This window comes from Oceanobacillus sp. E9 (genome assembly GCF_001741975.1).
GTDB lineage: Bacteria > Bacillota > Bacilli > Bacillales > Amphibacillaceae > Oceanobacillus > Oceanobacillus kimchii.
Window position 1 is genome coordinate 440,803 of record NZ_LSNA01000007.1, and the last position, 15,507, is coordinate 456,309.

The window sequence follows — 15,507 nt, forward strand, 5'->3', positions numbered from 1 at the left end:
TTCTCCTTATGATTAATCTTCGTTAGCTAATATATCAAAAGTTAATTATACATAAATTGATCATAAGGAGAAAGATAAAAATTATTGATTATTTATTCTGAGTTTTAAAGGATTTAAGCCAAAAGGTAACCAAACACATATTACAACTTATGGTAAGTATGGGGCAATGACTAACATGATGATAGAAATTGATATTAAAAAAGTACTAACTGTTTTTGATAATTTTACATTTTTATCACTTTTATAAAATCCAGAGAATTGTAATTTGTTCCGATATAATACAAAAATAGAAATAATGATACCAATACCAGCAATTAATCCTCCATAATAATTATCTAATTGAATACCGATGGATGAATAGATAAACATAATAGCTTTATTGAAAATAAATCCCAATAGACCAAAAATTATGAGTATACGGATGATTTCTAAAGTGAATTTCATTTTCGGCTCTCCTTAAATAGCTATAAAGTTCTACAATAATCTAAATTGAGTATTTATTAAAATTTTGCGTCTATTATAAATAAATCTACGTCTATTTAATAAAAGGGGGAAAACTAGCAATGGCAATATTAAATCTAGCAAGTGTAATATTAGGGATAATAGCATTAATTCTTCCCGTTATCAATCTATTATCCACACATAAACATAAATTGAAAAAAATTATTCTAATGTTAGTAAGTCTAAGTGCATGTTCTATTGCAATATGTTTTCAGTTATTTTATCAGCATCACCTCGTGAAAATTCAGGATTGGTCAGCTTTAATGGATGTTTCAGGTAGCACAGTTTTGATATCTGCAATACTATTGGCTTTAACGGTTACTTTAAATATTTCTTCCATTTTTGGGATGAGGGAGTCATGATAAACAAAAAGCTTGAAGCAGTGTTTTTAGATAGGGATGGGACCATTGGTGGAGATGATAAGGTACATTATCCAGATGACTTTAAGTTGTTTACGAATTCGAAAAAGAATATAGATTATCTTAAACAATTTGTTCAAGTGTTTTCATTTACCAATCAACCAGGTATTTCATTGGGAGAGGCGAGTAAAGAAGATTTCTATAAAGAATTAATGGGATTTGGTTTTGATGATGTATTTCTATGTCCACATCATCATAAAGAAGGCTGTAAATGCCGAAAACCTAGTACTGGTATGTTAAAAGAAGCTACTTATAAATATCAGTTAAATTTAAATAACTGTGTTGTAATTGGCGATAGATGGAGTGATATGGTAGCAGCTTCCAAAACAAATTCAGTAAAGATATTAGTAAAAACAGGGGCAGGAATGTCAACGCTTCATGACCATTTTGAAAAACTAAAAGAAATTGAACTTGATTTTGTTGCAGAGAATCTTACAGAAGCAGTAAACTGGATTAGTAATCGATATCACCTATCATAGAAAAATGAATGAAACAAATCAATTTATGATATATAGATTGCAGAATTAAATCGCAGTAGACAAATCGGATTAATGAGTTTATAATTAAGTTTATAAAAATATACTTATCAAGAGAGGTGGAGGGACTGGCCCGTTGAAACCTCAGCAACAGAGTGCATCTATCTGTGCTAAATCCTGCAAGCATTAGCTTGAAAGATAAGTTGAGGTTATCGTAATATACAAATTCTCTCTTCTTATCTTTGCCATGATCATACTTATAGAAGAGGAGGATTTAAATATGGCTTTCTGGAATGAAGATGAATCAGAAAGAAGAAAAAACGAATTAATTGAGAAATTAATTGCATCTAATCATTTTAAAAAAGGGAACAAACATCTTTATGAGCTTACTACCGCAGAGTTAGAATACGAATACTTTAAGCTTCAATTTAATGATCACCCACATGCTGGTAAAAGTGCCATTCATTGGGAGAATTTCTAACTATATGTTGATAAAAACATCACCCTCGCATTTGCGAGGTTTTTTTATTCCATTTTTACATCAAATGTATTACTCATAGCAAATTACTTAATTATCAATTACTTTTACATAGATAGTGTCTATTCCGACTGGCGGACCAATCTCTCTGACTTCTCCAGTAAATCCGACTTCAACTTTATCACTTACTTCAAAAGTAATTTCTTCTTCTACAGATAAATCAACAGTTACTTGATTTCCAGAATTTAAAATTGACCCTTTAGTTACTTTAACAATAGCAATATCATTGTTTATTGTCTGTATATTTCCAATAAGGCTATCCTGAGTTTAAAATTTGGCATTTCGAATGTTATTAATAGAAGTGCTATCACAAGAACTGGAAAATACTAACATAAATATTATACTGATGTAATTTATCATTATTCTAAAAATCTTCATATACAATCACACCCCTAATAGATATTATATATTATTAAATGAATGAGAATTATGTATTTTTCTGAATTGAATGATAAAATGGAGTGTAGTCTGTTGGAGGTGACTGGTATGCAAATAAACTTTAAATCAATACATAGTGAAGAGGATGTTAACTTAATTTCCACATTATATAGTAAAGTTTGGAGACAAGATTCTGAAGGGATATTCCAACGAATAAAGAAACATATGGACTATGATGGTTTTCAAGGGCATATGATTCTATCGGAAGAAAATAAGTTAATTGGTTTTGCTTATGGTTATTTTTCATTGAAAGGTCAATATTACCATGATCTTATTGCTAATCATCTGAATCAACAGGAGTATCAAGATTGGCTCTCCAACTGCTATGAAGTTGTTGAAATAATCGTGGACTCATATTATCGAAAGTTAGGATATGGAAGAGAATTATTAGACAGTCTGTTAAAAGGTGCCAAAACAACTACAGCAATTTTGACAACACAACAAGATAATATGACTGCTATACAATTTTATAAGAACCAGCATTGGGAACTAGTAAAAGAGCAATTTTATCCAAATGAAGATGGAAAAGCATTTGTGATTTTCGGTAAGAGACTAAAAAGACAGTAAAGCGAGGTAATATATGATTCCGCTAGTTTATGATCAATTAAATAGGTTTGGTGAAGACGATACATTTTTTCTTTCCCTATTAAAAGAGATAAAAGGGAAAAATCTAGCTGATCTAGGTTGTGGAACAGGAAGGCTCACCTTACATTTTGCTAAAGCAGGATTTGATATAACCGCAATCGATCCAAATAAAGAAGCAATTGAGCTTGCTAAGACGAAACAAACATCCAATCAAGTTGAATGGATTATTGGAGATAGTGGGGATCTAAAGACAAACACATATGATGTGGTGATTATGACTGCAAATGTTGCGCAAGTGTTTCTTACAGATGTGGATTGGGAGCAAGTAACAAGTGATGTTTTTCGTTCATTGAAAGAAGGCGGTTCTTTCATATTTGATACACGTAATCCAAAGGCTGAAGTGTGGAAAAAATGGATGGCAGATAAAACACCCGATATTGCAACACATCCTAAGACAGGAGAAGAATTAGAAATTTGGACCGAATACGATGGAATGGACGAAAAACAAATATTTACGTTCTATGAAACTGTAAAAAGTGTTAAGTCTGGAGAGGTTATCCAACGTGAAAAACTGCAATTGCGATTTCGTAATCAAAAAGAAGTAAAGGTTGCCTTAGAAAAATCAGGATTTTCTGATGTTAAATGTTATGGAGATTGGGAATTAAAAGAGGCAAGTGAAGAATCATCATCATTTATCTTCTATGGTACAAAATAATGATCAGAAAATATGGAGGGGGAGTATATGATGGAAGATTTTTATTGTGATGAAGTTTTAAGTGGTAATACGTTAGTGGAGAAGGTCGTGGAAACAGAAAATGTATTAGCGTACCATCATACAAATCCATATTGGCCCACTCATATAGTTGCCATCCCGAAAGTTCATATTGACTCTCTTCTTTCTTTGGAAGAAAAAGATAATGATTTATTATTGGAGTTGTTTTTTGTAATCAAGCAGGTTGCAACTATGGTAAAGGAAGAAGATGGCGCGTGTCGTGTCATTACAAACCTAGGTAATTATCAAGATTCAAAACACCTTCATTGGCATATAATATCTGGAAAGAAATTTAGATAATAATTGTTTAGTTTAAAAAAAACGAAAGTCTCAGGTAGAGACTTTTTTTATTTTATTTAAAAATTATCTTGACGGTCATATAACTGCTATGTATAATTTAAATCGTAATCATTACGAGTCGTAACTGTTACGATTTAATAAAGGAGAGAATCATTATGAGAAAAATATGGGGAAAGAGATTTAGTGTTCTATTACTAAGTCTACTATTTATAATGGGCTGTCAATCAGCAGATGATAATTCCGAAGAAGGAGCAAATGCTGAAGAAGAAAATGATCATAATCATGAGGTAGAGATTGGAGATGCACCAGAAAAAGTAAATATTAATGGAGTATCTGATCATTATCATACAGGTGATTTAATCAAATTAACTGCAGAGCTTGAAGAAGATAGTGAATTTGATCATTGGCATTGGTACATAAGAGATTCATCCAGTGATGAATGGGAAGCAGTACCAGAATTAGATGATACGAAATTTTTTGGTGATGCGGAAACTGATGGACAACAAATTATAGCAGTATTGTTTAATGATAATCATGAACCTTATGCTCAATCAGAAGTTATAGAAGTTGTAATAGATGATCACGGGCATGGACATAGTCATGCGCATGATGAAGAATCTGAACAAATTTATAATGGTTATTTTGAAGATGAACAAGTAGAAGATCGTACTTTAGGAGACTGGGAAGGCGATTGGCAATCTGTATATCCATTACATCAAAATGGTACACTAGATGAAGTCTATGCACACAAAGCTGAAGAAAGTGATGACATGACAGAAGAAGAATACAAGGATTATTATGAAACTGGTTATGTAACTGACGTAAATAGAATTGTCATTAATGGTAATGAAGTAACTTTCTTTGAGGGAGAAGAAGAACAAACTGGTGAGTACCAATATGATGGGTATGAAATTTTAAATTATGAAGCAGGAAATCGAGGAGTAAGATTTATATTTAAACTAGATGAAGAGTCTGAAGGCTTACCAATTTATATTCAATTTAGCGATCATTCAATATTCCCAACTGATTCTGGACATTTCCACCTTTATTGGGGGGATGACAGACAAGCGTTGTTAGAAGAAGTCGAACACTGGCCAACATACTATCCATCTGAAATGAGTGAAGAAGATATCGTTCATGAGATGATCGCACACTAATATATTTGCAAGCAAGTAGAGAATCCGATATTAATTGGGTTCTCTTTTTTAATCAATTTCATATTAAATGGTGATCAGTTTAATTTTCTTTGCAGACGGCAGCTTTTTAGCAGGCACGGCTTTAACTAACTAGGTTAAAGAAAACCACTTTTCCTACTGGATTTTCAAGCTCTTTTTTTCTGACCACGAGTCGTCGTCTTCCAATACAATCAAAGCCAAGTATTTCCTATAATCCATACTAAATTTATTCATATGAAAATATAAAAGGAAAATAGGATATGAATATAGAAATAATACTTAGTACCGATTAACAACAAACAGATCTCTTTAATTTTATTAAGTAAAACTTAGGATATTCTGCTTGTAACAAACGGGATAAATATAAGGAGTAATTGGAATGAAAATCTCTAAAAATGTTGGTATAACAAGTTGGATTCTTACTTGTATGTATTTTGTAATTGAACCTTTTTTTGTGATGTCTTCCATCGCTCCGTATAGTTTGATGGATCATGCAATGAGTGATTTGGGAGTTACGAGTTGTGGCGAATATACCTATGCTTTAGCAGCTTATGATATTTGCTCTCCTTATCATTTTTGGATGAATATATTATTTATTGTTAACGGGATTACATTTTCAATAGGGATACTATATCTTTCTCAACAGCTAGAACAAAATAAAAAGAATCGGATAGGTACTATTTGTTTATTGTTATTAGCATTAGGAAATATTGTTTCTGGATTTATTCCTGCAGATGTAAATTTATTCTGGCATTCTATTTTTGCACAGTTAGGAATGGTGACTTTTTTAATTGGGTTATGGTTATTTGGAAAATTATTAGTCAGAGGGAAATGGTGGACTTATTGCATATTGGTTTCTCTCATCATTTTAGTAGTTTTTATTGTGCTACTTATCTTTATCCCTTTACCAGCAGGACTACTTCAACGTATGTTTTATGGTGTTACATTTCTGTGGGGTACTGTCTTAGCAGTTATTTTAGCTAATAATAAAGGTGCGTATAGGTGAATATTTAAAGGAAAGATGTTTTACTTAAATTTTGAAAGGTGTGATAGCAATGAACCAGATTTCAGTTAAAAAGGTGATTGAAAAGTAGTTTGATTCTTTTAATCTTCTTTTTAATCGTTGGTAGTATAAATTTTAATGAAAAGAGGATACACATGTATAAAGATCGAGAGTTGACAATACGGCCAATTAAAGAAAAAGATTTGAAACGTCTATGGGAATTAATTTACAAAGAAGATAAACCCGAGTGGAAGCAATGGGATGCTCCATACTTCTCCCATAAAAGTATTTCTTATGAACGTTTCTTGAAAGAATCTGACTCATGGATTGATACTAAATCTAGATGGATAATTTGTGTAGATAATGATGTATATGGTACAGTTTCTTACTATTATGAAGATGAACAAAAGAATTGGCTAGAGATGGGGATTATCTTTTATGAAGGCAATAATTGGGGTAAAGGCTATGGAACAAGAGCTTTAAAGTTATGGATAAACCATCTATTTGATCAATTGCCTGTAGTTAGAGTAGGTTTGACTACATGGTCTGGAAATAAGAGGATGATTCGTGTTGCTGAAAAGTTAGGAATGATGATGGAAGGAAAAATACGTAAAGTCCGTTATTATAATGGAGAGTATTACGACTCTATACGTATGGGGATTTTACGGGAAGAGTGGAATTATAAATAATATTAAAGAGGAGACTCTATTCCGAAGAGTCTCCTCTTTTGTAAAACCTATTTATCAGTAGCAATAGAGAATAATGATTTATCTTCTATCTTATGCGTTATTATCATCAATAGCATACCGAATAATATCATTCCAGCTGCAACAAATGTGATTTGTGAAAAAGAAAAACCAGAATTTAATAGTAAACTTCCTAATGTTGCACCAATAGAATTTGCCAGATTAAAAACGGAAGCGGCAATGGTACCAGATAGAGCTGGTGCTTCTGTAGCAGCTAGAATAATTTTTGAGTTTAGAATTGGAGTGGTTCCGAATGTTCCTGCTCCAAATAGAAAACATGCAACATAAGCAAGAAATGGTACAGATAATAAAAATGTAAATAAAAATAGCACTGCACCAAGTATTGCTAAGGTAACGATTAAACGTTCGGTTAACTTTGAAGGATGAATTCTTCCCGAGACAAAATTGCCAATAACTGCTCCTAGCCCAAATAAAAACAGCCCGATTGTGACACCTGTCACGCCAAAACCAGCAATTTCTCTTAACATAGGTTCTTTAAACGTATATGCAGTGAAAACACCAGAAAAACCAAAGACAATAACCGCAATGATCATTAGTACATTTTTATTTTTTAATACGGTTAATTCTTTTCTAAGTTTCGGTTGTTCTGCTGGCCTAATGTTCGGAGTAACTAAAAGTAAACCAATTAAAGTAATCGCACCTAATAAGGCTATAATCCAAAAAACAAGTCTCCAATCAAAAAAACCACCAACAAACGATCCGAATGGAACACCAAGCATAACAGCAATAGTTAACCCACCTTGAACAGCAGCTATGGCACTAGTTCTTTTTTCTGGTTTAGAAATTTCAACAGCAAGACTCATGGTTAAACCAAAGAAAGGTGCATGCATCGTTGCTGACAGCAATCTTGATAATAGAAGCACTTCAAAATTTGGAGCTAGTGCTGCAACGATATTACTTATAATAAATATAGATATTAATCCAATTAATAAGGGTTTAGGTGAGTACTTTACTGTAACCATCCGTAAGATAGGTCCGAATACAGCAACGCTAATAGCATAAACACTTAATAAAAGTCCTGTAGTAGATACTGGTACATCCAGGTCTGTAGCGAATTGTGTTAGTAATCCAGTAACAACATATTCTGTCATTCCTATCGCGAATGTACCAATCATGAAGATAGCTAGAATAGTATTTCGAGAAAATTTCATTGGCATATCATCTCACCTCTTTGTTTAAAAAAATACATAGTGAATATGATATGACAGAAGCTACCTGATGTCTAGAGTAAAAATAATTATAGAAAAAATTACTTCATTTGCCTCTTTGACTTCAATAAAAAAAGGAGTAGAATATACTAAGTTAATGAAATGAAATTACATAATGAAGGTGAGATACATGAAAGAAAAATTAAAAGCATATCGATTTCCTATTATTTTACTGGCATCAATCATTATTGGGAGTATTATAGGGATTTTATTTGGTGAAGAAGCTACTATTATTAAACCACTTGGGGATTTATTTATTAATTTGTTATTTATGATTGTTATACCTTTAGTTTTCTTTACCATATCATCAGCGATTGCTGGTATGGATAGTATGAAACGTCTTGGGAAGATTTTGGGCTCTATGATTACGGTTTTTGTTGTTACAGGAATAATTGCATCTGTATTTATGTTAGTTGCTACTGTTATTTTTGAACCGGGTTCTGGTGTAAATATTCCCTTAGATACACCAGAAAATGTGGAAGAACAAAGCTTATCGGAACAATTGGTTAATACGTTTACAGTACCAGATTTTGTTGATTTATTTTCCCGAGACAATATGTTAGCACTAATTGTTTTTTCTGTATTGATTGGTGTAGCGACTGGTTTAACTGGGGAGAAGGGTAGACCATTCGCTACATTTCTAACTAGTGCTTCTGAAGTGTTTATGAAAATCATAAAACTCGTGATGTACTATGCCCCAATTGGTCTTGGAGCGTACTTTGCAGCACTTGTTGGAGAATTTGGAGCGGAATTAATTGGAGATTATGCGAAAGCAATTATCATTTATTACCCAGTTTCCGTATTATATTTTGCAATTGGCTTTACCTTATATGCATTTCTTGCTGGTGGTAAGAAGGGAGTTACTCGTTTTTGGAAAAATATCTTAGCTCCGGCAGCAACTTCACTTGGTACTGGAAGTAGTATCGCTGCTTTACCTGTAAACTTACAAGCGGCTAAACGTATTGGTGTTCCAAAGGATGTTCGTGAAACGGTACTTCCTTTAGGGGCAACGATTCATATGGATGGATCGTGTTTATCTGCAATGCTTAAAATTGCATTTGTCTTTGGCGTATTCAATATGGATTTCTCGGGATTTGATACTTTCCTAACTGCTATTGGAATATGCTTGTTGTCTGGAATTGTGATGAGTGGAATTCCAGGTGGCGGATTTATGGGAGAAATGATGATAATCACACTGTATGGTTTACCAATGGAAGCATTACCAATCATAACTGCCATTGGAGTAGTGGTTGATCCGCCTGCAACGATGGTTAATGTTACTGGTGATACCGTATCAAGTATGTTAGTAACCAGACAAATTGAAGGAAAAGATTGGATGGAGAAGAGTGAAAATCTGACCTAGACTTTTAAGGGTCCTTGCTAAATAAACGGAGTAAAAAAGTATCTTTACATTATATTCCATTATTGGTAAGCTTGGGTTGTTAGTAAATGACATTTAAATAGAATTTTTTTCACACTAGGGGAGCTATGGTAAATAGCTGAGATGAACATTGGATTGTTTAGACCCTTTATACTCGAACAGGATAATGCCTGCGTGAGGAAGTGTGGTCAATAGGCATAAGTATATTGACTACATTCTCTCATGATGAATGTGGTCTTTTTGTTTGTTTCAAAGAGGTTGTTCAAAGAGTCTGGTGAAAATAACACAGATCAGGGGGGAACTTCTGCTAAGATCGCCCACGTCCTGTGGACAACGCAGAAATCACCACATCCTGTGGAAGCTCGTTGGCTTGCTTTAGTTCCTCACGTATTAACTGCATACGTTCCGGTACTCAAAGCTACGCCGCCTCGATCTTCTCGGTCCTTTTCATCCACCCTTTTAAACCCACACTTAAAGTGAAAAAGTTCGCTAAGGAGGAAAAATCTTTGCGAGAAAAATGGGCTTTCGTAGAAAACACTCCACAAGATGCAGCGATTAATATGGCACTAGACGAAGCTTTGTTGCATTGGCATCAAAAAGGTGAAATTCCACCAACTTTGCGATTTTATCGATGGAATGAACCGACACTCTCTATAGGATATTTTCAGAAAGTAGATGGTAAAATTGATCTTGAAGGTATTAAAAAGCATCAATGTCAATTGGTAAGAAGAATGACCGGTGGAAGTGCTGTCCTGCATGATGATGAATTGACATACAGTATTGTCATTTCAGAAAGGCATGAGAGAGTTGCATCATCTATTCGTCAAGCATATTACGATTTATCAAAAGGTATATTAAGAGCCTATCAATTGCTGGGGATTGAAGTAGATTATGCACATGAACCAATCTCTAAAAATCGAAGCACGATTTGTTTTGAGCAACCCGCATTTTATGAATTGCTTGCAAATGGAAAGAAAATTTCAGGGAACGCACAAATAAGGAAAAAAGGAATACTACTTCAACATGGATCAATCCCTATATCTATGAATGTGGAGATGCTATTTGATTTATTACAATTTCCAACAGATCAAATAAAAAAAAGAAAGAGACAAGGATTTTATGAAAGAGCGACTACTATTAATAAGGAGTTAGGAGAAAAGCAATCCTATAAAGTGGTAAGAGATGCTTTTCAACAAGGTTTTTCAGAAATTTTAAATATCGAATTAGAGCCAATAACGTTGACAGAAGAACAGTGGAAAGAAGTGTATCAGATTGCCGAAGCTAAATATTCGAAGAGTAATATAAAAGGAGCTGTTTCACATGTCTAATCAACAAACTCATGTACGAAAGCCAGATTGGTTAAAAACAAGAATTAATACAAACAAATCTTATCGAAACTTAAAAAAGCTGATGCGTGATAATCGGTTAAATACAGTTTGTGAAGAGGCACGCTGTCCAAACTTACATGAATGCTGGAGCGAAAGAAAAACAGCTACATTTATGATTTTAGGAGATACGTGTACAAGGGGATGCCGATTCTGTGCAGTAAAAACAGGGCTGCCGAATGAGCTGGATTGGGGAGAACCAGAACGTGTGGCTGATTCTGTCACCGTAATGGGTTTAAAACATGTGGTAGTAACAGCAGTCGCTCGAGATGATTTGAATGATGGCGGTGCAGCAGTATTTGCAGAAACTGTCCGAGCTATTCGTAGAAAAAATCCAGGTTGTACTATTGAAATTTTGCCTTCTGATATGAAAGGAGATTATGAAAGTCTCCATACATTAATGGATAGTGGACCAGATATTTTTAATCATAATATTGAGACCGTTCGAAGACTTACCAAGAGGGTGCGAGCTAGGGCTACGTATGACCGTTCATTAGAGTTACTCCGACGTGTAAAAGAAATAGCTCCAAAAACACCGACAAAATCTAGTATAATGGTTGGTCTAGGAGAAGAAAAAGAAGAGATTATTCAAGCAATGGATGATTTATTAAATCATAATGTGGATATTGTTACACTTGGCCAATATTTACAGCCAACGAAAAAACATCTAGAGGTAGTGCGTTACTATCACCCAGATGAATTTGAAGAACTGAAAAATATTGCCTTAGAAAAAGGCTTTTCCCATTGTGAAGCTGGTCCACTAGTTCGTTCCTCATACCATGCGGATGAACAAGTATCTAACGCAGCAGCTCAACGAAGAATTAAATATATGAAAGGTGTAGAGAAGCAAGAAAACACTCAACTGGATTTTAATTTCTGAGTACCATAAGTAGGGCATAGACAAAGTAAAACGGGTTGCTCAAAAGAAGAATGATAATAAGATTTAGCGGTAGAAATATACTTTATGTGGGGTGAAAGTCTACCAGGTGTTATGAGCAATCAGAATCTCACCAGTCACTAGTTAGATAAGCGGAGTATATCTCTGGTTTAAACTAATCATTCGAATTTATCTTTTGAGTAAACCCTTTTGTCTTAACCTATTATTAAATAGACTATTTATTACGAAGCCGATATAGTTTGGAAACGCTATTCATTATCCATTTTGGAATTTTAGTAGGAAAATAAGTTCGATGATAGTATTTTTCATATCCATTTTTTAAATCTTGCCATTGAGTGCATTGTTTTTCCTGAGAAAAACGAGCAACATCAATAATTTTAATCGTACCTTCTTTTGTGACAATCAAATTGTGTAAATGAATATCGGATGGATTTAAACCAACGTCCCTTGCATATTGTAATCCATTGTCAACTTGGTGTACATAGTCTGATTTTAATAAAATTCCTTCCGCCAAGCATTCAAAAAAAGTTTTTCCCTCAATCAAATCCATTACCAAATAGTTGGGTCCAGACTCATAAATGGTTGGATAATAACTACTGCCTTTTAGTTTTTCATAGTTATTTTTTTCTTGAATAGCTGTTTTTTCAAAAGGTGGATAAAATATTTTAATGACTCTATGCTCTCCGTTCACTTTAAATACAACAGCACTTCTTCCCGTCCCATAAACCTGCAAATCAGGGTGATGTTTCAGTACTTTTACTTGATTATTTTTATTTGAAAATGAAACGGTAGAGACATAGAAGTTGTATTGAGATGAATTCATTATTATTTAAACTTACCTTTCCTTTTTGCTAGTTTCTTCTTAATTAATGGTAGAGCGTGTTTCTGAGCTTGTTTCATTCCTTCTTTTACCACTTTTGATTTTAATAATTTTGTGAGTTTAGACATATAATTACCTCCTTTTAAAAGTGTGGCAATAAGTCCATAAAAAGAGACCTTTGCCCACTAAATTGAGCAAAGGTCTCGCAAGCAACTTAATAAAAAGTTGCCAGCAGTGCCGAGGATTCCTCCTGTAATGACGACAGCTGCTATTATGCTACTCCCCTTTGGGATTAATTTAAATGATATTTGAATATATTATATAAGCTTGTTCTTTTATAAGCAAGCATTTAGCATCATATAATGTAAAACTCGAATCTCATTCTTAGAATATTTGGCAGTATGTGTTTGGATAAATTATACTATTCACAAGAAAGTATTCATATGACTAATAATATTATAATTACTAAAAGCCTTTTACGAGATACATCTAACTATGATAGGTGTTGATTTACTGTGGGCTATGGTTACGAGTAAAAAGAGTTAACAAAAATACACGGATGAATGAAAGGAGAGAAATGAGTGAATCGATCTATTGAAAAGATTTTGAGTACAATTGCAGTTTGTGTCGATGCAGGATTTGTAATTTTTCTTGGGATTTTTGCACTTATAATTAATGTGAATCTAAGAGAGGGTACATCTGCTGTCCATCATGGAGATTTACCTATAATCTTTTCTATTTTTCTACATCTATTATGGCTTCCGGCAGTTATGTATTTAATTAGTTTTATATTGGGATTAATAGGTGTTCTAAAATTGAAAGTAAATAGTAAGTTATCCGGTATATTGTTTATTTCAGCTAGCTGTATAACAGGTATGTTTATTTTTACAGGATTTGGTATTCATACTTTACTGTATATCGTTGCAGCAATTATGTGTTTTGTTAGAAAACCGAAAGATAAAATTGCAGTATAATATAGGTTGAGGAGATGTAATAATGAGACAAATAATTGCTTTGGGTGGTGCTATATGAATCTACAACAACTGAAATCAACTGCTAGCAAGAATGAGGTTTAGTTTAATTCATCACTCGGCATCGATACATTTTTAGAATTTAATACTTTCCAAGAAATGATGGTCGTACTATCTTTGACCTCTTTTGATTGTAAGGTTTCTAACATAGAAAGAATTATTTCTGTATCCTGCTGTGCAGATTCTGAAAACAAATTAAAAATTCTTTCCGGGTGTGCAAAGGGTGCATGAGGACATTCTATCAAGCCATCTGTACAGAGAAAGATATGGTTTTCTCCTTTTCTTAGTTCTCGAACGCCAGTGCTATAACAAGGGACTTCTTGATTAAATGTGTTCATTTGTCCAATCCATTCAAAAAACTGTCTTTGATTCAATTGAAAATTGTCCTAATCGAATTAAATCAGGATGGAAGTAGTATAATAGACAGTCTCCCACTGAAAACCACCAAATGTATTTTTCCTTTCTCAAGACGATTAAACAGGATGATTCACCCTTAATGTTTTTGCAGTCAGTTAGGAAAGTGTTGGAATTAAAAATATGAAGTAATTTTTCTTTTATTAATTGAAAACTTTGCTGAACTGGTAATTCCAAAATCCTTAAAAAATCGAATCTTGCTTCCATTATATAATGGGTGATAAGTTTAGCACTATCATCACTGCTATGTGCATCCAGGAGCATGATGAATTCCCAATTTTGTTCAAGGCTCCACCATATTAAACAACCATCTTCATTTTTATTTTGACCGGTTTTAGAATTTCCTCCAAGCCGACCTAAGTTTATATGTTTATATTGAACTACGCTTGGTTCATCTATAAAAGTTTGAGCACTACCAACCCAACTAATACAATTATTCATAAGTAGAATTCTCCAAATACGATTTTAAGCGATTACAGATTTCCAGTATTTCTTGGGTATTGCCTCTTGGAGCTTCTGGCCAATCTTGTACGCCGCTAGGTCCCCAAAATTTCTTTGGTGTATGAAGATAACGAGGAATAATATGTATGTGTAAATGAGGAACATTATCACCAGAAACAATTGCATAAACATGTTCCGCATTCTCGCACTCCATTAAAGCTTTGCTAACAGAAGCAATTATTAATCCAAAAGCTTTTGATTCTTCTACATTCATATTTCCTAAAGTTGGAATATGCCTCTTCAAATCTATCATTATATATCCTAGGTAACTTTGCTGATTATTGTTATCGATATGTCCTACATAAACATAATTATTTTCATATATTTTAAATTTAGATGCAGAAATGTCGCCTTTGTGTTTTTGGCAAATAAAGCAATCTTTTTCGATCATATTGTATCTCCTCCTTAAGTAATTTTTATGATTATATAATAAAAATACTGATAAGGAAATAATAATTCGAAATTATTTGTCAAAATAAAAATCTAATACTTATGTTCGTGTTAAATGAAAGAAATAATATAGGAAGTAGGGGATCTATAATTGAGAGATAATTATAACTTTGAAAAAGATAATTAGGTGTAATAATTATGACGAATAGAGATTTAGAAAAGCATCAAATGGATGGTATTATTTAGAGAGATTTGTCGAACATACGTAAACATGAAAAGTAAAGCATTCCGAGAGAATGCTTTACTTTTCATGTTTACGTTGACTTTGTGAATCGTCTTTTGATTTGGTCTTTTTCTTCTCATCTTTTAATTCGATTTTTAAGTCTTCCATTGGGACGTCATCGGCAAATTTTTGGTTTTCAAATTCATCTAGAGCAGTACGGTTTTCTATATTCCTTTTTGATTTTTCGTCTTTGCGTTCATTATTATTGTCCACCATTGTTTA

General features: G+C 33.2%; 21 protein-coding genes and 2 riboswitches. Of the genes, 13 read left to right on the forward strand and 8 right to left on the reverse strand.

The annotated features are described in order from the left end of the window. Nucleotides 1–147: 147 nt before the first annotated feature. Entirely contained in the window at nt 148–444 is a 297-nt protein-coding gene (locus AQ616_RS11780; protein WP_069685860.1) for a hypothetical protein, read from the reverse strand. 119 nt (nt 445–563) lie between these two features. Here AQ616_RS11780 and AQ616_RS11785 point away from each other — a divergent pair, with 119 nt between their 5' ends. From AQ616_RS11785 to AQ616_RS11825, 9 genes are all read left to right on the forward strand, one after another. Beyond that, nucleotides 564–863: a hypothetical protein gene (locus AQ616_RS11785; RefSeq protein ID WP_069685861.1), complete on the forward strand. Its 300-nt coding sequence runs from the start codon at nt 564–566 to the stop codon at nt 861–863. Continuing rightward, nucleotides 860–1,399, forward strand: a complete 540-nt coding sequence (locus AQ616_RS11790; protein ID WP_017796406.1) for an HAD-IIIA family hydrolase — start codon at nt 860–862, stop codon at nt 1,397–1,399. Before AQ616_RS11785 ends, AQ616_RS11790 begins: the two co-directional genes overlap by 4 nt. 101 nt (nt 1,400–1,500) lie before the next feature. Next, a riboswitch (SAM riboswitch) is annotated at nt 1,501–1,601 on the forward strand. 75 nt (nt 1,602–1,676) lie between these two features. Further along, entirely contained in the window at nt 1,677–1,877 is a 201-nt protein-coding gene (locus tag AQ616_RS11795) for a Fur-regulated basic protein FbpA (protein ID WP_017796407.1), read from the forward strand. Between the two features lie 543 nt (nt 1,878–2,420). Beyond that, nucleotides 2,421–2,939, forward strand: coding sequence for a GNAT family N-acetyltransferase (locus AQ616_RS11800; protein ID WP_069685862.1), 519 nt, complete (start codon nt 2,421–2,423; stop codon nt 2,937–2,939). Between the two features lie 13 nt (nt 2,940–2,952). Continuing rightward, a complete protein-coding gene (locus AQ616_RS11805) occupies nt 2,953–3,672 on the forward strand; it encodes a class I SAM-dependent methyltransferase (RefSeq protein ID WP_069685863.1) in 720 nt (239 codons plus the stop codon). 27 nt (nt 3,673–3,699) lie between these two features. Continuing rightward, nucleotides 3,700–4,029 (forward strand): HIT domain-containing protein, encoded by a 330-nt coding sequence (locus AQ616_RS11810; protein ID WP_026133747.1) that lies wholly within the window; start codon nt 3,700–3,702, stop codon nt 4,027–4,029. 155 nt (nt 4,030–4,184) lie between these two features. Then, nucleotides 4,185–5,186, forward strand: coding sequence for a ZinT family metal-binding protein (locus AQ616_RS11815; RefSeq protein WP_069685864.1), 1,002 nt, complete (start codon nt 4,185–4,187; stop codon nt 5,184–5,186). Between the two features lie 397 nt (nt 5,187–5,583). Next, nucleotides 5,584–6,210: a DUF998 domain-containing protein gene (locus AQ616_RS11820; protein WP_077596300.1), complete on the forward strand. Its 627-nt coding sequence runs from the start codon at nt 5,584–5,586 to the stop codon at nt 6,208–6,210. 152 nt (nt 6,211–6,362) lie between these two features. Further along, the gene (locus tag AQ616_RS11825) at nt 6,363–6,896 is read left to right on the forward strand and encodes a GNAT family N-acetyltransferase (RefSeq protein WP_069685866.1); all 534 of its coding nucleotides are present in this window, start codon (nt 6,363–6,365) and stop codon (nt 6,894–6,896) included. A 47-nt stretch (nt 6,897–6,943) separates the two neighbouring features. Here the strand turns inward: AQ616_RS11825 and AQ616_RS11830 are convergent, their stop codons facing one another. Next, complete coding sequence (locus AQ616_RS11830; RefSeq protein ID WP_139136358.1) at nt 6,944–8,131, reverse strand: MFS transporter; 1,188 nt, start codon at nt 8,129–8,131, stop codon at nt 6,944–6,946. A gap of 181 nt (nt 8,132–8,312) precedes the next feature. Here AQ616_RS11830 and AQ616_RS11835 point away from each other — a divergent pair, with 181 nt between their 5' ends. The 3 genes from AQ616_RS11835 to lipA all read left to right on the forward strand — a co-directional run bounded on the left by AQ616_RS11835 (nt 8,313) and on the right by lipA (nt 11,828). Beyond that, nucleotides 8,313–9,545, forward strand: a complete 1,233-nt coding sequence (locus AQ616_RS11835) for a dicarboxylate/amino acid:cation symporter (protein ID WP_017796416.1) — start codon at nt 8,313–8,315, stop codon at nt 9,543–9,545. Between the two features lie 106 nt (nt 9,546–9,651). Further along, nucleotides 9,652–9,761: riboswitch (TPP riboswitch) on the forward strand. A 308-nt stretch (nt 9,762–10,069) separates the two neighbouring features. Then, entirely contained in the window at nt 10,070–10,891 is an 822-nt protein-coding gene (locus AQ616_RS11840; RefSeq protein ID WP_017796417.1) for a lipoate--protein ligase family protein, read from the forward strand. After that, on the forward strand, nt 10,884–11,828 hold the full coding sequence (gene lipA / locus AQ616_RS11845; protein WP_017796418.1) for a lipoyl synthase: 945 nt from the start codon (nt 10,884–10,886) through the stop codon (nt 11,826–11,828). The genes AQ616_RS11840 and lipA overlap by 8 nt, the downstream gene beginning before the upstream one ends. 232 nt (nt 11,829–12,060) lie before the next feature. On the opposite strand, the gene AQ616_RS11850 is transcribed toward lipA, so the two are convergent. Beyond that, nucleotides 12,061–12,669, reverse strand: coding sequence for a protein kinase family protein (locus AQ616_RS11850; RefSeq protein WP_017796419.1), 609 nt, complete (start codon nt 12,667–12,669; stop codon nt 12,061–12,063). 2 nt (nt 12,670–12,671) lie between these two features. Further along, the gene (locus tag AQ616_RS20085; RefSeq protein WP_017796420.1) at nt 12,672–12,794 is read right to left on the reverse strand and encodes a hypothetical protein; all 123 of its coding nucleotides are present in this window, start codon (nt 12,792–12,794) and stop codon (nt 12,672–12,674) included. A 453-nt stretch (nt 12,795–13,247) separates the two neighbouring features. On the opposite strand from AQ616_RS20085, the gene AQ616_RS11855 reads away from it, so the two are divergent. Next, nucleotides 13,248–13,640, forward strand: coding sequence for a DUF4064 domain-containing protein (locus AQ616_RS11855; protein ID WP_069685867.1), 393 nt, complete (start codon nt 13,248–13,250; stop codon nt 13,638–13,640). Nucleotides 13,641–13,738: 98 nt separating this feature from the next. On the opposite strand, the gene AQ616_RS19935 is transcribed toward AQ616_RS11855, so the two are convergent. The 4 genes from AQ616_RS19935 to AQ616_RS11870 form a co-directional block, all read right to left on the reverse strand. Next, complete coding sequence (locus AQ616_RS19935) at nt 13,739–14,071, reverse strand: PP2C family serine/threonine-protein phosphatase (protein WP_240490499.1); 333 nt, start codon at nt 14,069–14,071, stop codon at nt 13,739–13,741. Then, entirely contained in the window at nt 14,049–14,552 is a 504-nt protein-coding gene (locus AQ616_RS19940) for a PP2C family serine/threonine-protein phosphatase (protein WP_240490500.1), read from the reverse strand. Before AQ616_RS19940 ends, AQ616_RS19935 begins: the two co-directional genes overlap by 23 nt. Continuing rightward, nucleotides 14,545–15,003, reverse strand: coding sequence for an HIT family protein (locus AQ616_RS11865; RefSeq protein ID WP_069685868.1), 459 nt, complete (start codon nt 15,001–15,003; stop codon nt 14,545–14,547). The genes AQ616_RS19940 and AQ616_RS11865 overlap by 8 nt, the downstream gene beginning before the upstream one ends. A gap of 300 nt (nt 15,004–15,303) precedes the next feature. Next, nucleotides 15,304–15,501: a hypothetical protein gene (locus AQ616_RS11870; RefSeq protein ID WP_069685869.1), complete on the reverse strand. Its 198-nt coding sequence runs from the start codon at nt 15,499–15,501 to the stop codon at nt 15,304–15,306. Nucleotides 15,502–15,507: the final 6 nt, after the last annotated feature.